This is a genomic window from Polaromonas sp. (genome assembly GCF_036676035.1).
Lineage (GTDB): Bacteria > Pseudomonadota > Gammaproteobacteria > Burkholderiales > Burkholderiaceae_C > Polaromonas.
The window spans coordinates 1-26,111 of sequence record NZ_JAKFDR010000062.1 but is presented as its reverse complement, the minus strand read 5'-3'; the positions used below and the strand labels follow the sequence as shown (position 1 = coordinate 26,111).

General features: G+C 60.8%; 18 protein-coding genes and 2 pseudogenes. 8 read left to right on the top strand and 12 right to left on the bottom strand.

Going from position 1 to position 26,111, the window contains the following annotated elements; genetic code table 11:
- Positions 1–233: 233 nt before the first annotated feature.
- The gene (locus tag V6M61_RS10465; protein WP_332776512.1) at positions 234–983 is read right to left on the bottom strand and encodes a hypothetical protein; all 750 of its coding nucleotides are present in this window, start codon (positions 981–983) and stop codon (positions 234–236) included.
- A 24-nt stretch (positions 984–1,007) separates the two neighbouring features.
- Here V6M61_RS10465 and V6M61_RS10460 point away from each other — a divergent pair, with 24 nt between their 5' ends.
- Positions 1,008–3,455 (top strand): UvrD-helicase domain-containing protein, encoded by a 2,448-nt coding sequence (locus tag V6M61_RS10460; protein WP_332776511.1) that lies wholly within the window; start codon positions 1,008–1,010, stop codon positions 3,453–3,455.
- 78 nt (positions 3,456–3,533) lie between these two features.
- On the opposite strand, the gene V6M61_RS10455 is transcribed toward V6M61_RS10460, so the two are convergent.
- Positions 3,534–5,780, bottom strand: a complete 2,247-nt coding sequence (locus V6M61_RS10455; RefSeq protein WP_332776510.1) for a PhoX family protein — start codon at positions 5,778–5,780, stop codon at positions 3,534–3,536.
- Positions 5,781–6,023: 243 nt separating this feature from the next.
- Here V6M61_RS10455 and V6M61_RS10450 point away from each other — a divergent pair, with 243 nt between their 5' ends.
- Both V6M61_RS10450 and V6M61_RS10445 read left to right on the top strand, forming a co-directional pair.
- On the top strand, positions 6,024–6,917 hold the full coding sequence (locus tag V6M61_RS10450) for a creatininase family protein (RefSeq protein ID WP_332776509.1): 894 nt from the start codon (positions 6,024–6,026) through the stop codon (positions 6,915–6,917).
- Positions 6,918–6,956: 39 nt separating this feature from the next.
- Positions 6,957–8,237 (top strand): YncE family protein, encoded by a 1,281-nt coding sequence (locus V6M61_RS10445; RefSeq protein WP_332776508.1) that lies wholly within the window; start codon positions 6,957–6,959, stop codon positions 8,235–8,237.
- A 106-nt stretch (positions 8,238–8,343) separates the two neighbouring features.
- On the opposite strand, the gene V6M61_RS10440 is transcribed toward V6M61_RS10445, so the two are convergent.
- From V6M61_RS10440 to V6M61_RS10425, 4 genes are all read right to left on the bottom strand, one after another.
- Complete coding sequence (locus V6M61_RS10440) at positions 8,344–9,057, bottom strand: iron dicitrate transport regulator FecR (protein WP_332776507.1); 714 nt, start codon at positions 9,055–9,057, stop codon at positions 8,344–8,346.
- A complete protein-coding gene (locus tag V6M61_RS10435; RefSeq protein WP_332776506.1) occupies positions 9,054–9,869 on the bottom strand; it encodes a BPSS1780 family membrane protein in 816 nt (271 codons plus the stop codon). The genes V6M61_RS10440 and V6M61_RS10435 overlap by 4 nt, the downstream gene beginning before the upstream one ends.
- Before the next feature lie 185 nt (positions 9,870–10,054).
- Positions 10,055–11,023, bottom strand: a complete 969-nt coding sequence (locus tag V6M61_RS10430) for a homoserine kinase (RefSeq protein WP_332776505.1) — start codon at positions 11,021–11,023, stop codon at positions 10,055–10,057.
- A 31-nt stretch (positions 11,024–11,054) separates the two neighbouring features.
- A complete protein-coding gene (locus V6M61_RS10425; RefSeq protein ID WP_332776504.1) occupies positions 11,055–11,414 on the bottom strand; it encodes a hypothetical protein in 360 nt (119 codons plus the stop codon).
- 53 nt (positions 11,415–11,467) lie between these two features.
- Between V6M61_RS10425 and polA the strand changes: the two genes are divergently transcribed.
- The 5 genes from polA to V6M61_RS10400 all read left to right on the top strand — a co-directional run bounded on the left by polA (position 11,468) and on the right by V6M61_RS10400 (position 18,293).
- Positions 11,468–14,296, top strand: a complete 2,829-nt coding sequence (polA, locus tag V6M61_RS10420; protein ID WP_332776503.1) for a DNA polymerase I — start codon at positions 11,468–11,470, stop codon at positions 14,294–14,296.
- 65 nt (positions 14,297–14,361) lie between these two features.
- On the top strand, positions 14,362–15,270 hold the full coding sequence (locus V6M61_RS10415; protein WP_332776502.1) for a helix-turn-helix transcriptional regulator: 909 nt from the start codon (positions 14,362–14,364) through the stop codon (positions 15,268–15,270).
- Positions 15,271–15,401: 131 nt separating this feature from the next.
- Positions 15,402–16,196, top strand: a complete 795-nt coding sequence (locus V6M61_RS10410; RefSeq protein ID WP_332776501.1) for a fumarylacetoacetate hydrolase family protein — start codon at positions 15,402–15,404, stop codon at positions 16,194–16,196.
- A gap of 97 nt (positions 16,197–16,293) precedes the next feature.
- Positions 16,294–17,205, top strand: coding sequence for a dienelactone hydrolase family protein (locus V6M61_RS10405; protein ID WP_332776500.1), 912 nt, complete (start codon positions 16,294–16,296; stop codon positions 17,203–17,205).
- Between the two features lie 218 nt (positions 17,206–17,423).
- Positions 17,424–18,293 carry a ZIP family metal transporter gene (locus tag V6M61_RS10400; RefSeq protein WP_332776499.1) on the top strand — a complete coding sequence of 290 codons (870 nt, stop codon included), beginning with the start codon at positions 17,424–17,426 and terminating at the stop codon, positions 18,291–18,293.
- A gap of 57 nt (positions 18,294–18,350) precedes the next feature.
- Here the strand turns inward: V6M61_RS10400 and V6M61_RS10395 are convergent, their stop codons facing one another.
- The 6 genes and pseudogenes from V6M61_RS10395 to V6M61_RS10370 form a co-directional block, all read right to left on the bottom strand.
- On the bottom strand, positions 18,351–21,500 hold the full coding sequence (locus V6M61_RS10395) for a type I restriction endonuclease subunit R (protein WP_332776498.1): 3,150 nt from the start codon (positions 21,498–21,500) through the stop codon (positions 18,351–18,353).
- A 22-nt stretch (positions 21,501–21,522) separates the two neighbouring features.
- On the bottom strand, positions 21,523–21,957 hold the full coding sequence (locus tag V6M61_RS10390; RefSeq protein ID WP_332776497.1) for a putative toxin-antitoxin system toxin component, PIN family: 435 nt from the start codon (positions 21,955–21,957) through the stop codon (positions 21,523–21,525).
- Positions 21,954–22,229: a type II toxin-antitoxin system Phd/YefM family antitoxin gene (locus V6M61_RS10385; RefSeq protein WP_332776496.1), complete on the bottom strand. Its 276-nt coding sequence runs from the start codon at positions 22,227–22,229 to the stop codon at positions 21,954–21,956. The genes V6M61_RS10390 and V6M61_RS10385 overlap by 4 nt, the downstream gene beginning before the upstream one ends.
- 168 nt (positions 22,230–22,397) lie before the next feature.
- Entirely contained in the window at positions 22,398–23,687 is a 1,290-nt protein-coding gene (locus tag V6M61_RS10380) for a restriction endonuclease subunit S (RefSeq protein WP_332776495.1), read from the bottom strand.
- A pseudogene (locus V6M61_RS10375) lies at positions 23,684–25,425 on the bottom strand (type I restriction-modification system subunit M). The gene V6M61_RS10380 and the pseudogene V6M61_RS10375 overlap by 4 nt, the downstream one beginning before the upstream one ends.
- 170 nt (positions 25,426–25,595) lie before the next feature.
- Positions 25,596–25,993, bottom strand: a pseudogene (locus V6M61_RS10370) (NAD(P)-dependent oxidoreductase); the annotation flags it as partial.
- Between the last annotated feature and the right edge of the window lie 118 nt (positions 25,994–26,111).

The window sequence follows — 26,111 nt, the reverse complement described above, 5'->3', positions numbered from 1 at the left end:
GGTTTTGCGCGCGTGCACCAGGGCGATGCAGGGGGAGCGGGCGCAAAAAACCGGGCGCAATTGCTTGGGCCCGGTGACTGATTCTAAACCTCCGGGGGCGGGACGGACATCATGGCCGCCGTATACCCCCTATATGCACCGCAGTTATACCGGCGCCGGCCTTGCAAGCGTCGAAACGCTAGAACATGGCCCCACGTTCGCTCACTTTGTGTGCTCTCTGCCCCCCGAGGGGGCTAATTTTCCTTGGGGCGGCCCGGCGGAAAATTGCTGGTGCAGCGCGATTGCGCGGCTGCCAGTACCCGGCCCTGCTCATCCTGCACCCAGCCAATCACCCGTACGCGCTGCGGGTTCACACCTTCGGGCAGGCTCATGGCGCGCGACTCAAAAAAGCGTTTTCGCTCCTCTTTTGATAGCTGTTTTCGCACATTCCACGAGGTCTCGAGCACATTTCTGACCAGATTTCTTTCCACCGGCGTGCCTTCGGTGCCTACGGGAAGCGTTTCCACCAGCGCCAGCCAGGCGGTCCAGCGCTGGTCGGTGGCGGTTTGGGGCACCGGTTTGAGTTCTATCGAAGCACCCATATAGCCCGACAGTGCCAAGCCGTGCGCCACCCGCAAGGTGCCGGTTTTGCCTGCCTTGACCGGGCTGGCGCTGTTCCAGGTCTGGGCCGGCACCGGCTGCTTCAAGGCCTCCAGCCGGGCCAGTGCGTCGCGGCTGGCGACGGCGGACAGGGGCGCGTCGTCGCCCTTGTCACCGGGCAGGACCCAGTCCAGGGCGATTTCGCGGCGGCCTGGCTGGGGGGTTTTGGGGTCTGACCAGCAGCTTTCGCAGTTGGCGTTGATGAAGCGTTCCAGCAGGGCCACGGGCCGGGGCTGGCCATCGCTGGCGCAAAACGATTGCGCGTGCAGATTCTGCAGCGAACCGCCCAGCAGCAATAGGGCAGTGAAGGCAAGGGCCGGATACGAGGCAAAAAAAGGTTTCATCAAGGCTTTCTACAATGAGGGCATATGTTCCCAGAAGTCACCCAAGATTCCCCCCTCTTGCAAAATCTTAATCCAGAGCAGCTGGCCGCAGTCACTTTGCCGGCGACCCATGCGCTGATTCTGGCGGGGGCGGGCTCGGGCAAAACCCGGGTATTGACCACCCGCATCGCCTGGCTGCTGCAAACCGGCCAGGTCTCGCCCGGCGGCATCCTGGCCGTGACTTTCACCAACAAGGCCGCCAAGGAAATGCTGGCGCGCCTGTCCAGCATGCTGCCGCTCAATGTGCGCGGCATGTGGATTGGCACCTTCCACGGCTTGTGCAACCGTTTTTTGCGCGCGCACTACAAGCTGGCCAACCTGCCGCAGAGCTTTCAGATTCTGGACACGCAAGACCAGCTCTCGGCCATCAAGCGCCTGTGCAAGCAGTTCAATGTGGACGACGAGCGCTTTCCGCCCAAGCAGCTGGCATGGTTTATTGCCGCCTGCAAGGAAGACGGCCAGCGTGCCAAGGATGTGCAGGTGCGCGACGAAGAAGGCCGCAAGAAAGTGGAGATTTATGCGCTGTACGAAGAGCAGTGCCAGCGCGAAGGCGTGGTCGATTTTGGCGAGCTCATGCTGCGCAGCTACGAGTTGCTGCGTGACAACCCGCCGGTACGCGAGCACTACCAGCGGCGCTTTCGCCACATCCTGATCGACGAGTTCCAGGACACCAACAAGCTGCAGTACGCCTGGATCAAGATGCTGGCCGGGCAGGGTGATGATGCGACGTTGGGGGCCGGCGGCGCCCCGGCCATGCCCGGTGGCTCGGTGGTGGCGGTCGGTGACGACGACCAGAGCATTTACGCCTTTCGCGGCGCCCGGGTGGGCAACATGACCGACTTCGTGCGCGAGTTCAAGGTGCAAAACCAGATCAAGCTCGAGCGCAACTACCGCAGCTTTGGCAACATCCTCGACTCCGCCAACGAGCTGATCAGCCACAACAGCAAGCGCCTGGGCAAAAACCTGCGCACCGAAGCCGGCCCCGGCGAGCCGGTGCGCGTGTACGAAAGCCCCAGCGACTTTGCCGAAGCGCAGTGGTTTGTCGACGAAGTGCGCCAGCTGGTGCGGGACGGTACCGAGCGCAAAGAGATTGCGCTGCTGTACCGCAGCAATGCGCAAAGCCGGGTCATGGAAACCGCGCTGTTCAACGCCGGCGTGCCTTACCGGGTGTATGGCGGCCTGCGCTTTTTCGAGCGTGCCGAGATCAAGCATGCGCTCGCTTACCTGCGCCTGCTCGACAACCCGCACGACGACACCAGCTTTCTGCGCGTGGTCAACTTCCCGCCGCGCGGCATTGGCGCGCGCAGCATCGAGCAGTTGCAAGACATCGCGCAGGCATCGGGCTGCTCGCTGCATGATGGCGTCAGTGCGGTGACGGGCAAGGCGGGCGCCAACCTCGGTGCCTTTGTGGCCAAGATCGATGTGCTGCGCGAGCAGACCACGGGCCTGACGCTGCGCGAGATCATCGAGCTGGTGTTGCAGCACAGCGGGCTGGAAGAACACTACAAGACTGAAAAAGAAGGCCAGGACCGGCTGGAGAACCTGGGTGAGCTGGTGAATGCCGCCGAGTCCTTTGTGAGCCAGGAAGGCTTTGGCCGCGATGCGGTGGCCATGCCGGTCGATGAGCTGGGCACGCCCTTGAGCCAGTCACCGGTTTCGCAAGGGCTGGACCCTGATGCAAGCATTCACCCTGAGTCGGTCGAAAGCTTGGCACCCAACACCGAGACCGGCGAAACCTTGAGTCCATTGGCCGCCTTCCTGACGCACGCCGCGCTGGAGTCGGGCGACAACCAGGCGCAGGCCGGGCAGGACGCCGTGCAGCTGATGACGGTGCATTCCTCCAAAGGGCTGGAGTTTGACTGCGTGTTCATCACCGGCCTGGAAGAAGGCCTGTTCCCGCACGAGAACTCGATGACGGACCGTGAAGGCCTGGAAGAAGAGCGCCGCCTGATGTACGTGGCCATCACGCGCGCGCGCAAGCGGCTGTGCCTGAGCCATTCCCAAACCCGCATGCTGCATGGCCAGACGCGCTACAACCTCAAAAGCCGGTTTTTTGATGAGCTGCCCGAGGCCGCTCTCAAATGGATCACGCCCAGGCACCAGGGCTTTGGCTCGGGTCTGGGGATGGGTGGCAGCCGCGGGAGTGCTAGCAATTCAGGAGCTGCCGGCGCACGTAGTGATTGGGCCAGCAATGTTTTTGGCTCTAAAAGCGGCAGCGCGGAACGCTTTGCCAACCCGCCGGTGCCGCCGCAGCGCAACGCGCCTTCGCATGGCCTGAAAACCGGCGTGGAAGTTTTTCACAGCAAGTTTGGTGAAGGCAAGGTGATGATGCTCGAAGGCAGCGGGGACGATGCGCGCGCGCAAATCAACTTCACACGCCATGGCGTGAAATGGCTGGCACTGAGCGTGGCCAAGCTGACGCTGGTCAACTGAAATTCGCTGCTTTCCAAATGAACACGCCGCCCCGCCTTTCGGCGGGACGGCGTGACAGGATTGCCTGACGACGATTGATCAGCTGCCGATACGGCCGCCGTCGTTCTTGGTAATCACAATGGTGGCTGAGCGCGGACGTTTGCCGGCGCCGTAGCCGACATTGGCGGGCCACTGGCTGGTGTACTTGGCCGGATTGGTGACGTTGGCCTGCGAGGTGGTCTCGCCAGGGTGCTGGATGTTCACAAACATGGCCTTGCCGTCCGGGGTTTCGCACAGGCCGGTGATTTCGCAATCCGCCGGGCCCACCAGGAAGCGCTTGAGCTTGTCCGGTGTGGGGGCCTTGCCGACGTAAGTGTCCACTGTCAAACCACCGCCATCAGCCTTGGGGTAGTTCAGGGTGACCTTGCGGCCGTCGCCGACCTGGCCCGGCAGGCCGGCCAGCAGCATGCAGTTGGTCACGTCGGTGTAGGCGCTGTCGTCCGTCTGTATCCAGCAAATGCCGGTGCTGGGGCTGAAGGCCAGGCCGTCGGGGCTGGAGAAGTCCTGCTCACCCGTCAGGTTCGACAGGTTGACCGGGCCCGGCGCCGCGCTGGCTTCGGCGCCAAACAGGTACACGTCCCAGGTAAAGCTGGTTGCGGCAGAGCCGGCCGCGCCTTCTTTCATGCGCAGGATGTGGCCATTGACGTTGCCCGTTTGAACGCGGGAGGCGCCCTTGATGTCGCTGTAGGCGCGCGGGTTGGCGCTGTCAGGGGCCGTCTGCGACGAGCCCGAGGGCTCCACGCGGCGGTTGCTGTTGTTGGTCAGAGAGTAATAGATCTCGCCATTGGCGGGGTTGACCGAGCACCATTCCGGGCGGTCCATCTTGGTCGCGCCCACGGCGTCACCGGCCAGCCGCGTGTTCACGGCAACATCAGCCTGGTCCGCAAACGGATACTTGGCATAGCCAGACAGCGCCGGGCTGGTGACTGACAATTCGATCCACTGGCCCGAGCCATCGGCATTGAATTTGGCGACATAAAGCTTGCCCTCATCAAGGTACTTGTCGCCGGTTGCCAGACGGTTGGCCGGGTTGGCGTCGGCCGCATCCCAGCGGGCGCTTGACACCCATTTGTAGATGTACTCATTGCGCGAATCGTCGCCCTGGTAAACCGCGACCGGCTGGCCTGGCACCACCTTGCCGAAAGCCGCGCTTTCATGGGCAAAGCGGCCCAATCCCGTGCGTTTCCTGGCCAGCGTGCGCTTGTCATAGGCATCGATCTCGACGATGTAGCCCATGCCGTTCATTTCGTTGCGGTAGTCGTCGCGGCCGTCGGCCGAGGTGCCGGTCTTGGCATTGATCCAGCGTGCAAATTTGTCCTCGCTGCCGCCCGTTTCCCAGCCATGGCGGGAAGAGGCGCCTTCTGCGCGGCCATAACGCGCCAGCGCGGTCACACTCTTGTTGCCGTCGCGTGCCGCATCGTCGCCCTTGGGCCGGGTGAAATAGCCGGCCCAGTTTTCTTCGCCTGTCAGGAAGGTGCCCCAGGGGGTTTTGCCGGTGCCGCAGTTGTTCAGCGTGCCACGGGTCTTGGTGCCGTTGGGCGAGTATTTGGTGACCAGCAGCGGGTTGCCGCGGGCCGGGCCGGCAATTTCGATCTCTGTCAGCGTGGTCAGGCGTGTGTTGAAGGCCGAGTCTTTCAGGTATTCCCACTTGGCGCCTTTGCCGCTTTTGCCGCTTTTGCGGTGGACTTCAACCACGGCCACGCCATGAATGGCCAGTTCCTTCTCTACTTCAGCGGCGGGGCGGGGCAGCGTGCTGGTGCCGCCGTTGGCGTGAATGAAGAACGACGACAGCTTTTCATCGGTGGTCGCTTCATGGTTGACGGCCAGCAGGCCGCGGGTGGTCGAGGTGGCAGAGGGCTTGCCATTGGCGTCGAGCCCGAACCACTCCATGCCATCGTGGTGATCGCCGGCCCGGTGTTCGAAGTCGCCGTCGGTGCCATCGTTTTTGTAGGCGGGTGTGGAGGCGGTCAGTGGGTCGCCCAGGGCGTACAGCACGCTGGCGGTGTAGCCGGCGGGAACCACCACGCTGTCAGCCAGGCTTTTGGCCACCGGATTGAAGCTCAACAGCTTTTCGCGCGGGGCGGCGGCGGCTTCGTCAGCCAAACCAAGGGCCGAAGCGCCCAGGCTGCCAAACACGGCGGCGGCAGCGGTACCCACCGAGCCACGCAAAATGTTGCGGCGGCTCAGGCGTGCATCCAGCACGGCATCAAAAGACGGATTGTCGGAGGTGTTGTTGTTCAGGTCATCAGGATCGACATAGGTATCGAGATCGGTGGAGGTGGTCATCGTTGGCTTTCTTGTGACAGGGGGTGGGCAGTAACGAGATCGTGTTACAGATCACGCATTGTCAGAAAGCAACATGACAGTGTTGTGACGCTCCTTGCGCGCCGGGCCGATAGAATTTCCAGTCATGGCCTGCGCCGCCGGCATGGCTGTCTTGGGACTGGAAAGCATCTTCGTACTGACAACTCGAACCTCCTACTGGCAAAAGTCAAAAAGGCATTGTCGCCGTGCTATAACCAGCCAATCATGTTGATGCCCCATCATGCGGACCTTGCCTCTGAAAACAGGGCTCTTTTGCCGCGCCGCAAGCACTTCTTGATAAATTGGAGCAGAAGCGCATCGACACTGCTGCTGACAGCTTGCACGCTGTGCTACCAAGGCGTACAAGCGGCCCCAAGCAGCGTTTATCTCGATGACCTGACCTGGACGGAAGTTCGTGACACGCTGGATGCGGGAACGACGACCATCATCATTCCCGTCGGGGGTACAGAGCAAAATGGCCCGCACATGGCCTTGGGCAAGCACAACATTCGAGTCCAGGTTCTCTCTGGCCGAATTGCCGCCAAGCTGGGCAATGCTTTGGTGGCGCCGGTAATTTCCTACGTCCCGGAAGGGCGTGTCTCTCCGCCTTCTGGCCATATGAGGTTTGCCGGCACGATCTCGATTCCCGACGATGCGTTCGTCGCAGTGCTCGCTGGAGCCGCCCGCAGTCTGAAGCAACATGGATTTCTCAACATTGTGTTCATCGGTGATCATGGAAGCTATCAGACCCAGATGAAGGATGTGGCGCAACGTCTGAACCGCGAGTGGTCCACCTCGAAAACGCGTGCGCACTATGTCTCGGCGTATTACCGGGCGGCGAGTGACGACTTCACGCAAGCGTTGCGAGCGCGTGGCCTGCCTGGTGACCAAATTGGAACCCATGCCGGACTGGCGGACACCTCTCTCATGCTGGCGGTGGATCCGACTCGCGTCAGGGCGGATCAAATGCGTGTCTCATCCGGTACCACCGGACCATCCTCGGGCGTATCCGGTGATCCCGCGCAATCCAGTGCCGCATTGGGCCGTATCGGTACGGACATGATCGTGGACAAGAGTGTGCAATCGATACTAGAGGCCATCGCGGCGCGTCCCCATTGACACATCATTCATGCTTAACTCCACAAGGAGATTTTCGTCATGCATCGCTCCAAACCATTGGCGATCACCGTCGTGATCGCGGCACTAGGGTTCGCCGCCCAGACTGAGCGCGCAAATGCGCAGGCAAGTCCGCAGTCAAACGCAGTTGCAAATGTCCCAGGCATGCCTGCGGTGCCAGACCGCAACAATCTCTATAGCGAAACGGGTGCCGGTCGTTTATCGCCGGCGGTATCCGGAGCGCTGGAAAGGGTGTATGTTCCCAACCGGTCAGCCAATACCGTATCTGTCATCGACCCAGGTACGCTCAAGGTGATTGGCACGCTCAAGGTTGGCGTACACCCACAACATGTGGTGCCGTCCTGGGACCTGCAAACCTTGTGGGTCGCCAACAATGCAGAAGGACGAACAGACGGTAGCTTGACACCGATCAATCCTCGTACAGGCAAGGCCGGCACTTCGATTCCGGTGGACGATCCTTACAACCTCTATTGGTCACCTGACGGCAAATACGCCATCGTGGTCGCCGAGGCTTTCAAGAGGCTGGACTTCCGCGATGCACACAGCATGAGACTTGAGTTTTCAATCAAGACACCGCTATGTGAAGGAATCAATCATGCAGACTTTTCGATAGACGGGCGCCACGCGGTATTTACCTGCGAATTCGGCGGCGCGGTCACAAAGATCGATCTGGCCAACCGTCGTGTAATTGAAACGGTCAAACTTAGCGCTTATTTCAATCGCCCCGACGTGCTTGCGTTGCTGGCCAAGCCCGGCAAGAAGCCGATGCGCGTGCCGGACCCCAGCAACCTCGAGGCCATGGTCAACACCAAATCAGGTATGCCTCAGGACATTCGAATGTCCCCAGACGGCAAAACGCTCTTCATCGCGGACATGATCGCCGACGGTGTTCATGTGGTGGACTTTGACTCGTTTCGTCAGGTTGGTTTTATTCCCACCGGCGTCGGCGCGCATGGGCTATACCCGAGCCGCGATGGGAAGAGTCTGTACGTCGCCAACCGGGGCAGCAACAAGATTCGCGGTGACGCCAAAGGCAAGGGAAGCGTTTCGGTGATCGACTTTGCCACCCGAAAAGTCGGGGCCACCTGGTTGGTGCCCGGTGGAGGAAGCCCAGACATGGGAAATGTGAGCGCCGACGGTAAGTACCTGTGGTTGTCCGGGAGGTACGACGATGAGGTTTACCGCTTTGACACAAACAGTGGCGCTGTCGACAAAATCAAAGTGGGCCGCGAGCCGCACGGTTTGACTGTGTGGCCGCAGCCCGGCAGGTACTCGCTAGGGCATACGGGCAACATGCGCTAGTTTTTTCGCCCATGCCTGGGAAGCGTCCTGGACCGAGGTCTGGGCGTTAACAGGCCCTAGTCGCCGCCATCACGAGACCGGAGGCGCCCATTGATCCTTGACCTTGTCAATAACCCATGGTGCCACTGCCGTCCTTGGTGCCCTTGCGGCCTGCAATTTGCCAGGTGGTTCGCTGGCCTACCAGTTGGGCCAGAAATTCAAGCTCTTCGTCGCTGTGGTTGATGGGTCGGGCCGGGGTCAGCGTGCTGACGTTTGGGGCTTCGACCTCACCCCAGAAGGCCTGGTGGTAAACCGAGCGTGAGACGGTTTTTTGCCCCTGCGACTCCAGATCAACCGTGCCATAGCAGTTGCAGAAGTAGCTGCGCTGGTTCGGAAAAATCTCGGAATAAACCCCGGTGCCGCGTATGCCGGCCGTCAGCGTGGGCATGATGATGGCGCGGCTGCTGCCCTTGCCCCAGACACTGACGACCGCGCCGGTGATCATGCGCAGCAGACTGACCGCATTGAGGGTGCTGCCGCGTTCCACGGTGATGTTGGAGTTTTGCCGCACCTGAAACGCCGAGTTGCCAATCACGAAGATTAGATTGGAGCCGGGCCCGGTCTGGAGTTGGTCTCCGGTGATGATGGTTTGCTGGGCATTGAGCGGGCGGCCGTTGACGGTGGCATCACCGGTCAGCTGCACGATGTTGCTGCGCTGCTGCGCCAGGGCAGCGGGCAGGCCTCCCATGGCAACCCATGCCGCCGCGGCCTTGAGCGCGTCGCGCCGCTGGAACCACAAAATTTCTTTTTCGGTACGGCCTTGCAGCAGGTGCTGGGTCATGAATTGTCTCCTGGGGTAATGATCTCGTCGGTCGCTGGCTGGTCTGGCAATGTGGGCGTGAAACTATCACGAAACGTGAAATAAATCGAGGTGAAGAACATGGCCACCATCAGCAGGGCGGCCGGAAACATGGCCACGCCCGCCACGGCCGGATTGCCCAGCAGCGTGGCGATCAGCGTGATGGCCAAGCCCAGGCTGAAAAAAGCACCGACCCAGGTCAGGCCGAAAACCGTCAGCGCGCCGAAGTTTTTGTAGCAGGCCATGAAGCTGAAAAACAGGCTTTTGACCGGTGTCACGCCGTGCCAGTGCACCAGCGCGGGCGCATGCCAGAACAGCAGCGACAGCGGCAGGTACAAGGCCAGCGCCACCCACATGGCAGTCTGAAAATCGCTTTGCTGCACCAGCTCTTCGGTGATCTTTCCACCCACCAGGTACAGCTTGGCAAACTGCCCGCCGTCGAACAGGGCCGACACCCCCATCAGGGCCAGAAAGCCGGCGGCATACAGCGCGCCCAGCACCAGCATGGCCTGCTTGCGCTGCTGGCCGGCCCGAAAGGCGCTGATAAGAATGGAAGGCATGGGGAATTTGCCTTTGGTGGCTTCCTGCGTGGCGGCCATCAGGCCCAGCGTGGCGGCAGGCAGCAGGGCCAGTGCCAGCGCTGCGCCGACAAAGGGCACGAGCGTAGCGAGCGAGAGCACGGCCATGAACATGAAGAACAGGCCCGACAGGGCCAGCGGCTGCTTGAAGAAGGTTTGAATGCCTAGCTTGACCCATGTGAAGCCTGTACGCGGGGGAACGATGTTGAGTTTCATGTTGAACGGGATTGGGGTTGCTAGCTGGGTCTAAGTTCAAAAAACCACGGAAAACACGGGATTCAGTGCAAAATTTCACACGCAGGCAGAGTTTGCCTCAAAGAAGGGTCGGCAAAATCCGTTCGCGTTGCGCTCAGGGCAAGCCAAGCTCAGCCCGATCCTTCGATACCTCAGGATGATCGGGTTCAGGACTGCAGGCTGTACGGATGGGCGACCCGTTCGCGCAGCACACGCTCAAACTGGCTCGGGTCATGCGGCTTGAGTACCGACGCTTCGCGCGGCAGGTGAAAGTCCCATAGCCGCGAGATCCAGAAACGCAGGGCGCCCGCGCGCTGCATCGCGGGCAGCAGGGTGCGTTCCTGCGCGGTCAAGGGGCGCACGGCCTGGTAAGCGGCCATGAAGGCTTCGGCCCGTTCGGCGTTGTGCGTGCCTTCGGCCAAGTCAACGCACCAGTCGTTCAGGCAGACGCCGATGTCAAATAGAAAGGTGTCGCAGCCGGCAAAGTAGAAGTCAAAAAAACCGGTGAGCACCGGGTGAGCGCTGTCACCCTCGAACATCACGTTGTCGCGAAACAGGTCGGCATGCACCGCCCCGCGCGGCAGGGACAGGTAAGCCGAGTCGGCGGCAATGTGGTTCTGGTAGGCCAACTCACTCTCGAGCAGGCTGCGCTGCGCCGGTGTGATGTGCGGCAAGACCACCGGCACGGTCTCGTTCCACCAGGGCAGGCCGCGCAGGTTGGGCTGGTAGCGCTCGTAGTCCAGCCCGGCCAGGTGCATGCGGGCCAGCATGCCGCCCACGGCGGCGCAGTGGGCCGGCGTGGGTGCCAGTTCGCTGCGGCCGCGCAGCTTGTTGACGACGGCCGCCGGCTTGCCCTTGAGTTTGTGCAGGATGTTGCCGTTTTTGCTGGCCTGCGGGTCGGGCACCGGAATGCCGCGCTGCGCCAGATGCTTCATCAGGTGCAGGTAAAACGGCAGTTGCTCGAAGCTCAGGCGCTCAAACAGCGTCAGGACGTACTCGCCCTGCTCGGTGTCTACAAAATAGTTGGTGTTTTCGATGCCGCCTGCAGCACCCTTGATGCTCTGCAGTTGACCCAAATTCAATGTGTGCAAAAAAGCAGCCGCCTCGTCAAACGAGACCTCGGTAAATACAGCCATGCCTGAAACTGGACCCTGAACTTGAAACTGGTTAAAACTTGAGCACGTTCCAGACGCGTTGACCGTTGGTGTCGCCGCTGGTCGAAGACGGCGCGTGGCCCTTGGCGCTTTCAGCGGGTTTGACCTCGTAGGCGGGCATATTGCTGACCTTGGGCTGCACGATGATGCTTTGGGTTTCGCCGCCCACGCGCAACTCGTCAATGCGTGAGCCGGCGTCTTCGGTGCGAATCCGCTGGATGGCCCGCTCCGGGCGTTTCTTTTCCACCCTGGCCTGGGGCGCGGTTTTGGGCTCTGCCTGGGCCTGTGCGGCAGGCGTGCTTTGTGCCCAGGCCGCGCCCAGCGGCCCAGCGGCCATGCCAGCCAGCAAAAGGGAGCAAATAGGATGTCGCATGGCCTCATTGTAGGCCGCTGGCTGCCGGGTGGATATAGCTGACAATCAGGCCTATGAGTACCGACAAAAAAACCCTGCTGCTGGTGGACGGCTCCAGCTACCTGTACCGCGCATTTCACGCCATGCCCGATCTGCGTGCCGTGCCGGGCGATCCGTCCAGTGCGGCCACCGGGGCGATTCGCGGCATGATCAACATGATGCAGAGCCTGCGCAAGGAAGTGCGGGCCGACTACGCCGCCTGCGTGTTTGACGCCAAGGGCCCGACCTTTCGCGACACGCTGTACCCCGAGTACAAGGCCAATCGCTCGCCCATGCCCGATGATTTGCGCAGCCAGATCGCCCCCATCCACGAGGTGGTGCGCCTGCTGGGCTGGAAGGTGCTGGACGTGCCCGGCGTGGAAGCCGACGACGTGATCGGCACGCTGGCCGTGACGGCAGCCAGGCAGGGCATTGAGGTGATTGTGAGCAGCGGCGACAAGGACTTGAGCCAGCTGGTTAACGAGCACATCACCATCATCGACACCATGAACGGCAAAAAACGCGACGTGGCCGGCGTGACGGCCGAGTTTGGCGTGCCGCCTTCGCTGATGGTGGACTACCAGACGCTGGTGGGCGACGCGGTCGACAACGTGCCTGGCGTTGAAAAGGTCGGCCCCAAAACCGCTGCCAAGTGGCTGCAGGAATACGGTTCGCTAGCCGCGCTGGTGGCGCGCGCCGGCGAGATCAAGGGCGTGGCCGGCGAAAACCTGCGCAAGGCGCTGGACTGGCTGCCCAAAGGCCGCGAGCTGCTCACCATCAAGACCGATTGCGAACTTGATGGCTATGTGGACGGCCTGCCTGCTATGGATTCGATAGCTATTGGCGCACAGCAGATGGAGGCTTTGGCCACTTTTTATGAGAAATATGGCTTCAAGTCGCTGGTCAAGTCGCTGGGAGGAAATACCGCCCAGGCCCAGCCTCAGCCTCAGCCTGTGGAAGGGCCTAGGCAGGCCCGTCCTGACCGGGATGGGAAAAAATCCGAGCCCGGCCTCTTTGATGAGCCCGAAGACAAGCCGGCGCCGGCGTCTGCGCCAGCCAGCACGCTGGCTTACGACACCATCTTCACCTGGGAAGCTTTCAACCACTGGCTGGCAAAAATAGAAGCGGCCGAGCTGGTGGCGCTGGACACCGAAACCACGTCGCTCGATGAAATGCGTGCCGAAATCGTCGGCCTGAGCTTCAGCGTCACCCCCGGCGAGGCCGCCTACATCCCGCTCACGCACGACTACCCCGACGCACCGGCGCAACTGCCGCGCGATGAAGTGCTGGCCAAACTCAAGCCCTGGCTGGAAAACCCGGCAAAACACAAGCTGGGCCAGCACGTCAAATACGACCGCCATGTGTTTGCCAACCACGGCATTGAAGTGCAGGGCTACACGCACGACACCATGCTGCAAAGCTATGTGCTGGAAGTGCACAAGCCTCACGGCCTGGCCAGCCTGGCCGAGCGGCACCTGGGGCGCAGCGGCATCAACTACGAAGACCTGTGTGGCAAGGGTGCGAACCAGATCAAGTTCAATCAGGTTGATATTGCCAAGGCCGCTGAATATTCCTGCGAAGACTCCGACCAGACGCTGGACGTGCACCGCGTGCTGTGGCCGCGCCTGCAGGCCGACGACAAGCTGCGCTTTATCTACGAGCTGGAAATGCAGAGCAGCGAAAGCCTGTACCGCATCGAGCGCAATGGCGTACTGATAGACGCGCCTACGCTGGCCAAACAAAGCGGCGAGCTGGGTGCGCGCATTTTGCAGTTGGAAGCCGAGGCGCACGAGTTGGCCGGTCAGCCCTTCAACCTCGGCTCGCCCAAGCAGATTGGCGAGATCTTCTTTACCAAGCTCGGCCTGCCCATCGTCAAAAAAACCGCCACCGGCGCGCCCAGCACCGATGAAGAGGTGCTGGAGAAGCTGGCCGAAGACTACCCGCTGCCCGCCAAAATCCTGGAGCACCGGGGCTTGTCCAAGCTCAAGGGCACCTACACCGACAAGCTGGCTCAGCTGGCGCACCCGCGCACCGGCCGCGTGCACACGCACTACGCGCAGGCCGTGGCCGTGACCGGGCGCCTGAGCAGCAACGACCCCAATCTGCAAAACATTCCGATCCGCACCGCCGAGGGCCGGCGCGTGCGCGAGGCCTTTGTGGCGCCTGCCGGCAGTGTGATTGCCAGTGCCGACTACTCGCAGATCGAGCTGCGCATCATGGCGCACATCAGCGGCGACGAAGCCCTGTTGCGCGCCTTTACCGACGGCGTGGACGTGCACCGCGCCACCGCTGCCGAGGTGTTTGGCGTGAGTGTGGCGCAGGTCAGCAGCGAGCAGCGCCGCTACGCCAAGGTCATCAACTTTGGCCTGATCTACGGCATGAGCAGCTTTGGCCTGGCGCGCAACCTGGGCATTGAAACCAAGGCCGCAGCCGCCTACATTGACAAATACTTTCAGCGCTACCCCGGCGTGAAGCAGTACATGGACGAAACCAAGCAAAGCGCCAAAAGCAAGGGCTATGTGGAAACCGTGTTTGGCCGCCGCCTGTACCTGCCGGAGATCAACTCGCCCAACGGCCCGCGCCGCAGCGGCGCCGAGCGCGCCGCCATCAACGCCCCCATGCAGGGCACCGCGGCCGACCTGATCAAGCTCAGCATGAACCAGGTGCAGCAGGTGCTGGACGATGAAAAGCGTGCCACCAAAATGATCATGCAGGTGCACGACGAGCTGGTGTTTGAAGTGCCCGAGGCTGAGGTGGACTGGCTTAAAACCGAGATTCCGCGCCTGATGGCCGGGGTGGCCGACCTCAAGGTGCCGCTGCTGGCCGAGATCGGGGTGGGACCGAACTGGGACAAGGCGCACTAGATTCGTGAAAACGAGAGCTTCAAAAGGATATCCGCAAACCCTCTCTCATCAACGAAAACGCGTGCATGACAGACATCAAGACCTACGGCATGTCCGAGCGGGCGGACCACCTCGACTTTGACATCCGGTCCCAGCTGGTGCGGCCGCCGCTGGTGCGTCCGCACCGGCACGAATACTTTCAGATCCAGATCAGCCTGCAGGGCGACACCGAGCAGAACGTGGCCGGCACGGTGCGGCCTTTTCGGCGCGGCTACCTCAGCTTCATCCTGCCTTACCGGGTGCACGTGATTCCGCATCCCGAAGGCTCGCGCTACGTCATCATCAACATGTCGCAGCAGTTCCTGCGCCCCGGGCTGGACGTGGACCCGCTGGACCTGGAAGACGTGCCGCTGTCCAGGGCGCCCGAGCTGGCGCCCTTTTTGTTTCAGGAGTACGCCGACTTTTATTTCTCCGAAGACGAGTTTGCTGAGGTCGAAGCGCTGCTTGAAAAGCTGGCTGCCGAAAACGCCAACCGCCGCTTCGGATCGGTCGAGATGATTCGCGGCCTCATGCTGCAACTGATTGCGCTGACCTGCCGCAAGTTTGAAGCTGACCTGCTGCGTTTTTCTGCCAGCCAGGCGCAGCAAGGCAGCCGGCGCGCCAGCCTGCAGCGCGCCGTTCGCTATATCCGCGAGCATCTGGCCGGTGAGATCACGCTGGCGGACGCGGCTGCCGCTGCGTTTTTGTCACCCAACTACCTGGCGCACTTGCTCAAAAAAGAGACCGGCAAGACCTTCACCGACCTGGTGACCGAACGGCGCCTGGAGTTTGCGCAGGAGTTGCTGGCGCACAGCAGCCAGCGCATTGCCGGCGTTGCACATGCCTCGGGCTTTGCCGATGAGGCTTATTTCGCCCGCCGCTTCCGCCAGCGTTTTGGCCAGACTCCCAAGGCTTACCGCGACAGCGTGCGCGCGAAAATTTCCGGCACTCCGTGATCTGTTGAGCCGCAGCATCCCCGCATTGCATTGAATCGTCCGGTAAATGCGTAATTGCGTCTGGCTGCTGCGAGCCTGTGCGGCTTAAGCTGCTTGTCGCGACAGAACATGAACACCCCCAGGAGACAAACATGACCGACATCAGCAAACGCGGGCTTTTGCAATCAGGCGGATTGATGACGGCCGGCGCCGTCATCGGTTGCGCCACACCCGGCACGGCGGCCAATGCGCCGGCCACGCCCTTCACGGTGGCCGACACCTACGTGCCTATTGCGGGCAGTGCCGAGATGTTTCCGGTCCGCCGCATTTACTGCATTGGCCGCAACTATGCCGCCCACGCGATCGAAATGGGCTCCGACCCCAGCCGCGAGCCGCCTTTCTTTTTCCAGAAACCGACGGACGCCATTCAGGTCGTGCCGCCGGGCCAAGTGGCCGACCATGCCTACCCCACGCTCACCAAAAACTACCACTACGAAGTCGAACTGGTGGCGGCCCTGTCCAAAGGCGGGCGCAACATCCCCATGGACCAGGCGCTGGATAGGGTCTACGGCTACGCCTTGGGCCTGGACATGACGCGCCGCGACTTGCAGCGCGGCATGGGCGACCAGAAAAAGCCCTGGGAAATCGGCAAGAGCTTTGACCGCTCGGCCCCCATAGGTCCCATCCACAAGGTGGCGCAGACCGGCCACTACACCCAAGGCGCGATCTGGCTCAAGGTCAATGGCCAGATCAAGCAGCAAGCCACGCTGAACCACATGATCTGGTCGGTGGCCGAGCAAATCTCCAAGCTGTCCGAGGCGTTTGAGCTGTTTCCCGGCGACATCATTTATTCGGGCACGCCGGAAAACGTCGGGCCCGTCGTCAAGGGTGATGTGATTGAATGCCACATCGACGGCTTGCCCGAGCTCAGCGTCAAGATTGTGTGAGCGACGGCCTTTGCGCTTGGGTCTGGCCTGCAGGAACTTCTGCAGCCGCTTGGACTCCGACTGCGTTCTTCAAACCACTCTTTCTGAGGAAACCGCCATGCTGAACCAGGACCAGAAAAACGACTTCAATGCCTTGCTGCCGGGGCAGTCAAGCGAAGCCGGCGCCAGCCGCCGCACCGCGCTGAAAGCGGCGCTGGGTGTGGGTTACGCCGCCACAGCCCTGCCCATCATGGCGCAGACGGCCATCAAAACCTCGTCGGAAGGCCTCAAAACCGGCGAAACCACCTACGAGGTCAACGGCTTCAAGGTGCCGGCCTTTTACGCCGCCCCGGCCGGCAAAACCGATTTGCCCGTGGTGCTGGTGGTGCAGGAAGTGTTTGGCGTGCACGAATACATTGCCGACACCGCCCGCCGCTTTGCCCGGGCCGGCTACCTGGCCATTGCGCCCGAGTTGTATGCGCGCCAGGGCGACCCCGGCACCTACAACGAGATCGGCAAGCTGATTGCCGAGGTCGTCAACAAGGTGCCCGACGCCCAGGTGATGGCCGACCTGGACGGCGCCGTGAAATGGGCGGGCGCCAACGGCGGCAATACCGCCAAGGTAGGCATCACCGGCTTTTGCTGGGGCGGCCGCATCACCTGGCTGTATGCCGCGTACAGCAAAAACGTCAAGGCGGCCGTCGCCTGGTATGGCCGGCTGGTGGGCACGCCCAACGCCCTCATGCCTAAAAACCCCATCGATCTGGCCACCAGCCTGCACGGCCCGGTGCTGGGCCTGTATGGCGGGCAAGACAGCGGCATTCCCCTTGACACGGTTGACAAGATGAAAGCTGCGCTGGCCGAGGCAGCAAGCAAAGGCAACGCCGCCGCCAAGGCCTCGGAGTTTGTGGTGTACCCGGATACGCCCCACGCTTTTCACGCCGACTACCGCCCCAGCTACCGCAAGGAAGCGGCAGACGACGGCTTCAAGCGCGCGCTGGCGTGGTTCAAGACCCACGGTGTGGCTTAGGGCTTAAACTCCCTCCAAAAAAACCGCCCGCTGCGATGCGAGGCGGTTTTTTTGCGCCCCCCTCTTGACACGCTTGATAAGATAAATGCAGCCCCGGTCGCCGGCAGTCAAGCTGGCCCCGGGGTTTCGCCATTTGTGGTGTACCCTCACAGGTCGCTTTTGCAAATATCCAGTAATCATTTTGGGCTCCAGCCCGTATAGAACGAGCGCAAGCAGCTATGACTTTGATAGCAATTTTGATGGGAACCATGGCAGCCGGCATCGGCAGTGTGTGGCTGGCAGCCCTGCTCAGCTTTGGCGTGCTGGCCCGCTACACCCAGCACATGCTCAGCCTGGCCGCCGGCACACTGCTGGCCACCGCTTTCATGCACCTGCTGCCCGAGGCCTTTGAAAGCCAGGCCAGCGCCCACGAGCTGTTTGCCACCCTGCTGGTGGGGCTGGTGTTCTTCTTTCTGCTGGACAAGGCCGAGCTGTGGCACCACGGCCATGAGCACCACCACAACCACGGGCACGATCACGATCACGACCATGAGGACGGCCCCACACCCCTACACACCGGCAACTCGGTGCGCGGCGAGCTGGGCGAAACGGTGGCCAGCCACGAGCACCGCCACCACATCCACAGCCACGCGCCCAAGTCGGGCAGCTGGGCCGTGCTGACGGGCGACAGCGTGCATGCCTTTGGCGACGGCATTCTCATTGCCTCCGCCTTCATCGCCGACATGCGCCTGGGCCTGGTCGCCGCGCTGGCCGTGCTGGTGCACGAGGTGCCCCACCACATGGGCGACCTGGTGGTGCTGCGCCAGTCGTCAAGCAACCGGCGCATAGCCCTCATCAAAGTGTCACTGGCCGGCGCGGTGACCGCGCTGGGCGGCCTGGTGGGCTACGCTCTGGTGGACCAGCTTCACGACTACCTGCCGTACTTCCTGGTCATGGCGGCCAGCAGCTTTGTGTATGTGGCGCTGGCGGATTTGATCCCGCAACTGCAAAAACGCCTGACGGCCAAGGAAACGGTGGCGCAAATTGCCTGGCTGGCGGTTGGGATGGGGATGGTGATGCTGATTAGCGGGATGGCGCACAGTCACTGAGCCAGGCGCCTGATGCGCAACGGCTTTGACGCCATGGGTGGCAACACCCACTGGCCGTTACGGGCCTGTGCTGTAGCTGCCCGCGCTACGTTCACGCAACGCTTCATACAGCTGCCCCGGCCCCAGCAAGACGTCTTTCATGCCGCTGCGCACTCGCTGCGAGTCGAGTGCCTGACGGCTCATGCTGTTATGCGCAGCCAGCGCGTCCATGATCGCGTTGAGCATCTCATTGGCCAAGTCGGGTGAGTTGGAAAACTGCTCTTTGGTGTTGTTGGCGGCCTGCTGAGTCAGCACTTCAGACTCCAGCAACTTGCCTTTGATGACGTTGTTGACATAAACCAGCCGGTCGTCATCGCTCAAGTCGCCTTCAAACAGGTCGTTGACCTTTTCGATGATTTCCGCGAGCCGCGCCTTTTCTTTCTCTTGCACGCTACCCGCACCGGGTTCCATGGCCAGCAGCTTGGTGGCCTCGCCTTGGTTCAGGTAAAGTGCCCGTCCGCCCTGGTTCTTCAAGGTGTGGTGCGTTAATGCCATCTTGGACAAATCCAGCTCTTCACGCTCACGGCCAAACTCCAGCAGCGGCAGCAGGTATTTAAAGAAAATGGCGCGCTTCTCGATATCGGTGTTGCCGTAGTCGAAGATTTGAGACAGGAAAGCATAGAGCCGCAGATAAGTGCCCAGGTCGCGCTTGAACAGCTCCAGCGCCTCCATTTCATCCTTGGCGGCCTGCTCGGCCTTGCTGTCTTTCAGGGCGCGGGCTGCACGCAACTGCTCCTGCGCCGCCTTGAAGCGTTTCACCACACGGTCCGCCACGGGCGCAACGGCGGCAGCCAAAGCCGCCTGACCCGACTTGGCGTTCAGCACCACCTCCACGACGCGGTTCACTTCAAAGTCGTCGTAGTGGCCCGCACCGTCGAGCTTGGCGCGCAGGTCGTACACGAGGTGCGGATCAGTCACATTCTCCAGCTCGGCCGTACTGTGGTAGGTCTTGAACGCCGCCAGAATTTCATCCGGCTCATTCACAAAATCCACCACATAGGTCGTGTCCTTGACGCTCTTGTCGTCACGGTAAGCACGGTTCAGGCGCGACAGCGTTTGCACCGCCGCAATGCCCGCCAGCCGCTTGTCCACATACATGCCGCACAGCAGGGGCTGGTCAAACCCGGTCTGGAACTTGTTGGCCACCAGCAAGATCTGGTATTCGTCCGTGGCAAAGGCCTCGCGCATGTCGCGGCCCTTAAGGTTGGGGTTCAGCGCCTTGGCTGTTTCCGTTACCGGCTCAGACAATGAATCAGCATCCATCACCTCGCCCGAGAACGCCACCAGGGTGCCAATCTTGTAACCCTGCTCGCGGATGTATTTGTTGACGGCCAATTGCCAGCGGACGGCTTCCACCCGGCTGCCCACCACCACCATGGCCTTGGCGCGGCCGGCCAGCAGCGGTGCCACGTTGTCACGAAAGTGCTCCACCACCACCTGCACCTTTTGCGAAATGTTGTACGGATGCAGCCGCACCCAGCGCATGATGCCTTTCACCGCCGCGCTGCGTTCCACCTCTGAGTCGTCCATTTCCACGCCGTTGTGGGCCAGCTTGAAGGCAGTTTTATAGGGCGTGTAGTTCTGCAGCACATCCAGGATGAAGCCCTCTTCAATCGCCTGGCGCATCGAATACACGTGAAATGGCGCAGGCAGGTTGCCCGGTCCGGCAGGCAGCTCAGGCTGTGGCCGGCGGCCAAACAGCTCCAGTGTCTTTGCCTTGGGTGTGGCGGTGAAGGCCACGTAAGTAATGCCGGCTTCACTTCCCTGACTGGCCCGGTTGCTCATCTGCGCAGCCAGCAAATCCTCAGTGCTCACTTCGCCGCCATCGTTTAGCTCAGCGATTTCCTCCACGCTCAGCACGGCTTTGAGTTTGGCGGCAGCTTCACCGGTTTGCGATGAATGCGCCTCGTCAGCAATCACTGCAAAGCGCTTGCCCTGCGTGGCCGAAAGCTCGTGCACGGCCTTCATCGCAAACGGAAAAGTCTGTATGGTGCACACCACAATCTTCTTGCCGCCCGACAAGGCTTCGGCCAGCTCGCCGCTCTTGCTTTGGGAGTCGCCCTTGATGGTGGCCACCACACCCGTGGTACGTTCAAAGCCAAAAATTGCTTCCTGCAACTGCGAGTCAAGCACCGTGCGGTCGCTGATGACCAGCACCGAATCGAATACCTTGTTGTTCTGCGCATCGTGCAGGTCGGCCAGAAAGTGGGCAGACCAGGCAATCGAATTGGTTTTGCCCGAACCCGCCGAATGCTGGATCAGGTATTTTTGCCCGGCTCCGTCAGCAAGTACTTGCGCCAGCAGCCTGCGCGTCGCGTCCAGTTGGTGATAGCGCGGGAAGATCGTCTTTTTGATCTGCTTTTTGCCATCGCGCTCCGCCACCAGATAGCGGCCCAGAATTTCCAGCCAGCTGTCCCGCGCCCATACTTCTTCCCACAAATAAGCCGTTTTATGGCCAGCCGGGTTGGGTGGGTTGCCGGCCGCACCCTCGTCGCCGCGGTTGAAGGGCAGGAATGAGGTGGCCGCGCCTTCCAGACGCGTCGTCATGCGCACTTCCGTATTGCTTACGGCAAAATGCACCAGCGCCCCGTTGGGAAAGCTCAGCAAGGGCTCCGCAGCGCTTTGACCTTTGGGCCTTGGCTGACGGTCAAACCGGTATTGGTCCACCGCATCGCCAATGCCCTGGGTAAAGTCGGTTTTCAGCTCTACCGTGGCCACGGGCAGGCCGTTCAGAAACAGCACCAGGTCAATGCAGTTTTCGTTGTGCACCGAGTAGCGCAGCTGCCGCACCACGCGCAGCCGGTTGGCGGCGTATTTGGCTTGTATCTCCGGGTTTATGGCCAGCGCCGGTCTGAACTGCGCCAGTTGCAGCGGCTGGCGCAGGCCCATCAGCTCAATGCCGTGGCGCAGCACATCGAGCGTGCCGCGCTCGTCCAGCTGTTTGCGCAGTCGGTCGAGCACGCTTGCCTCGGCCGCCGCGCCATGGTTTTTCTGCAGCGTTTCCCAGGCCTTGGGCTGTGTGGCCTGGACCCAGGCTGTCACATCAGGGGCATAGACTGCGCGGCCACGGTCATAGTGGGCGGCGTCGCCTTCGGCATACAGCCAGCCGTTGGCCGCCAAGTGCTTGCACACGTCGTTTTCAAAGCTGATTTCCTTGTGCAAGCTCATTCGTTCTCCCTTTTTTTTCTTGTCAGGTCTGCGCCAATGCAACAAACGCCGCTGGCGTCAAGATTTGCACGCCGTGCCATGGGTGCAAGACCAGCAAATCGGCATCACTGCTGATCAGCGCATCGGCATCGCACACGTTGGACAGCGCCAGGAATTTATTGTCTTTAGGGTCACGGCATGGTGGCTGGACGTTGGCTTCATCAGCCTCTGAAACATCGAACAAATGCACTTGTCGGCGCAACAATGCGGCAAACTCCATGCGTACATCGCGTAGCTGGTATCGGTCAAACTTTGGGCGCAGCAGCACCTGTTCCAGTTCGGCCAGCGTGGCAGCGGAGGCGCACACGTCGCCCGCAGACAAGGCATGGGCCAGCGCGCGATGCGGCATAGAGCCCACCTGTAAGGCCGCGCCAATCAGGCTGCTGGTGTCAAACACCACGCGCCGCAGGGCGCTCATCGCGCTTCACGAACCAGACGAATGACGTCTTCGTCACTCAGCTCGGCAGCCGCGGGCAACGCAGTTTGACTGGCCCGCTTGCTCCACGCCTCGAACTCAGCCACCGCCTTGCTGCGCTTGCGGCGCGCATTGATGAGTTCGTCCATGTCCTGTGGCGAGACAATGAACGCCGCCGTGCGTCCGTGCCGGGTGATGGTGACCGGCTCGCGCTGGGCCGTGTCCAGCAGTTGCCCAAAACGGTTTTGCGCTTCCACAGAGGTCACAGTGATCATGACTGGCTCCTTGTAAAACTAGCTAATATGTACAGTATAGCCAGAATTTGGATTTTCAACACGGTGCTGGAATTGCCTGTTTCAGGCTTTCTTCATGAGAAAAATAAGCCTGTAGCCCAATAAATACGGGCGCAAGAAGCTATCAAAAAAGTAGCGACATTGACTCGCTCAGGCAGGCAAAGCGCCCCGCACATCAATCTTGCCCGTGACCGCCGCCGAGATCAGCGCGCTGCGGCGCTCTTGCAGCAGGGTGATGGCGGTTTGGGCTTCCTGGGTCAGGGTGTCGAGTTGGGTGGTTTGGTGGTCGAGAAAGGTTGCAATCTCAGATTGCTCTATGGCTGGCGGCATCGGCACCACGAACCCTCTGATTTCCTCGACATTTACGCGCTTAAAGGTTGAACCCACCATTACGTGTTCCAACTGTTCAACGATCACCGGCGAGCGTAGGACCAATTGCATGTAGTCGCTGGAATAGTTCGGCTCCAATTTTCTCAATAGGCAAACATCCTGTCCCATTGCAAACCGTGGGTGCCAATCCGCGACTTGTGCCACCTCACCGACAGTCGCATTGCGGCTAAAAATAAGATCGCCCACTTTAGGCAGGCGCCCACCTTCAATCAGTTGCTCGTAGAAATAGTCGGTTGTCTGCTTTGCATTTTCCAGTTCTACGTAGCGACTCTGAACTTCACGAATACTCGCAAGCGGGATTCCCTCATCAAGAAATTCGGCAGTGATGTGCTTGCAGTCGGCAATGCTCCAATAGCGCTTGAGGCTGGATACTTCCCAATGCGCCGGCACCTCCCCCAGCCACGCCACGCCAGAGTCCTTCATGGGCGCGTCCGGGTTCAGGCCCTTGGTGACGGCGTGGGAGATGACGGCCTGGCGCTTTTCCTTGAGCAGATTGACCAGCCTGCGCTGCTCGGCGATCAAGCCGTCGATCTTGGCGGTTTCGCGGTCGAGGAAGGCTGCGATGGTTTGTTGTTCTGCTTTGGGAGGTGTCGACAAGATCATTCCCGCAACGAATTCCCAACTGGCGCGCGGCATCTTCGAGCCGAATGTGGAACCGTCAACTATCGCAATGAATTCGCGACTAAGCAACTGATACTGGGCAAAGCGCCCCGCAACGTTTGCAGTCGGGCGCATCACATGAAAATCACCAACCGCCTCGCCCGCTGCTTCTGTCAAATACGCTTTTGCAAGGTAGGGGCGCAACTTGCCAAACAGAATGTCACCCGACTCAAAGGCAACGCCTTCGCCTTCAAACTCGGTTTCAGTGGACAGGAAACGGCCAGTCCAACCTTCAATGTTTTCCAATGCAACCGCGTTTTCGCGGCGGCTGGTCTTTTCTGTCAACAGGCCCAAGTTGTATTTCAACCGCTTGACCTCCCAATGGCTTGGAATTTCCCCAAGCCACTCCACCCCAGATTCTTTGTACTTTTCGTACCGTGGCAAGCTCATGCTGCCAGTCCCTCGATCATCGCCTTGATGCGGTCAGTAGAGCGCTTCAAATCCGCATCAATCTCGGCCAGCGGACGCGGCGGCTCAAACACATAGAAGTGGCGGTTGAATGGAATCTCATAACCCACTTTGGTTTTTTCGGCGTCTATCCAGGCGTCGGGCGCGTGCGGCAGTACCTCGCGCTTGAAGTAGGTTTTGATGTCCTCACTGAGTGGCACGTTTTCGGTATCGCGCAGGGCCGAGTCGGGCTGAGGCTTGCCTTTGAGCTTGCCTTTTTCGCCCAGGATGACTTTGCCCTTTTTGTCCCGAAGGGGCGCTCCACGGTGATGGTGCTGTAGCCAAAATCTTCGTTGCTGAAAACACGGCTGATCGGCTTGCCGTCTTGCTGCGCGTCCTGGCCCGCGCCAAACAGGCGGGTGATTTCGTCGATGTGCTCGTCGCTCAACTCCTTGCGCTTTGACCCAAGGCTCTTGCGCATCTTCTGCCACATGCCGGATGCATCAATCAATTGCAGCTTGCCCTTGCGACTGGCGGGCTTGCGGTTGGTCAAAATCCAGATATAGGTGCTGATGCCGGTGTTGTAAAACATGTCGGTCGGCAAGGCGATGATGGCCTCCAGCAAATCGTTTTCCAGCACGTAGCGGCGTATTTCACTCTCGCCGCTGCCGGCACCGCCCGTAAAGAGTGGTGAGCCATTAAGCACAATGCCGATGCGGCTGCCGCCGTCTTTGGCCGGCGTCATCTTGCTGATGAGGTGCATCAAGAACAGCAGCGAGCCATCACTCACACGCGGCAGGCCGGGGCCGAAGCGGCCGTTAAAGCCCTGCTGCTCATGCTCCTTGCGAATGTCTTTTTCGACCTTTTTCCATTCCACGCCAAAGGGCGGGTTGGAGAGCATGTAGTCAAACTTGCGGCCCGGAAAGCCGTCGTCATTCAGGGTATTGCCAGCTACTATGTTGGCCACATCCTGCCCCTTGATGAGCATGTCGGCCTTGCAGATGGCGTAAGACTCGTCATTGAGTTCCTGGCCAAACATGGTGAGCCGGGCGCGCGGGTTGTGCTCGTCCAGGTATTCACCCGCTGCCGAGAGCATGCCGCCGGTGCCCGCCGTCGGGTCATAAATGGTGCGCACCACGCCGGGCTTGCTCAAAACCTGGTCGTCTTCACACAAGAGCAGGTCAACCATCAGGCGGATGACTTCGCGCGGGGTGAAATGTTCACCGGCTGTCTCGTTGGAGATTTCTGCAAACTTGCGGATCAGTTCCTCGAATACGTGGCCCATCTTCGTGTTGTCAACCGCGTCGGGGTGCAGGTCTATCTGGGCAAACTTTTCTGTCACCAGGTACAGCAGCCCGGTTTTGGCCAGTCGGTCAATCTGGGTATGAACGTCAAACCGGTCAAAGATATCGCGTGCGTCTTTAGAGAAGGCCTGGATATACGCCATCAGGTTTTGCCTGATGTGGTCGGCATCGCCCGTGAGCGTCTTCATGTCGAGCAGCGAGGTGTTGTAAAAGGTTTGGCCCGCTTTACGCAGCAAAAAGGGCTCGGGGTTGATACCGGCCTTGACCTGTTTTGCATGCTCGGCCAACACGGCGGGTTTGGTGGCCTCCAGGACGCAGTCGAGCCGGCGCAGCACAGTGAAGGGCAGGATGACCTTGCCGTATTCGGACTGCCTGTAGTCGCCGCGCAGCAGGTCGGCAACCGACCAGATAAAGGAAGAAAGGGCTTGTTGGTTCATTAGAGCGGGGTATCCAGAAATCCCTTACCCCATGCCGTTTATTCGAAAGATGGCGGTTGGAGTGGGTAATGAGCAGGCCTGAATCTTACAGAAGCGACCATAGGTGCTTCAATTGCTACTTATTTGATAGCTACTCACGCCCGTTAAATATGGGCTTGAGGCCTATTTTTCTAAGAACCCGTTGCCTCAAACACCGCCATCGGCCGCTCCCCCGCCAGAGCCTGCAGCAGGTTGCTCGTAGCCAGCACCGCCATCGCATGCCGTGGGTGAGGGCGTGGAGCAGGGTGTCTTCCTGCACGGTGGCGCCGCGCTCGCCGTTGATGAAGATGGCGCCGGGTTTCATCAGGCCAAACTCGCGTGCGCCCATGAGGCCGCGGGTTTCGTTTGACAAGGGCAGCACGGCGGCGACGATGTCGGCGCGTTTGAGCAAGTCATCGAGCGGTGTGTGCTTGGCCTTGCCCGATAACGTGACGAGTTCGGGTAGTTCGTTGGTCACGTTCACCGGGCGGCGGCTGTGGTACAGCACGGGCATGCCAAAGCCCAGTGCGGCACGCCGCGCCAGGGCTTGCAGTTGAAGTGGAAACGCTCTTCGCCCGTGTACAAGCACCGCCAGAAAATGGGCTTGGAATGGAATTGAGCCCCACAGTGGAGCCTTATTAAAGTAAAGTGCTGTTATGTTTAATAGC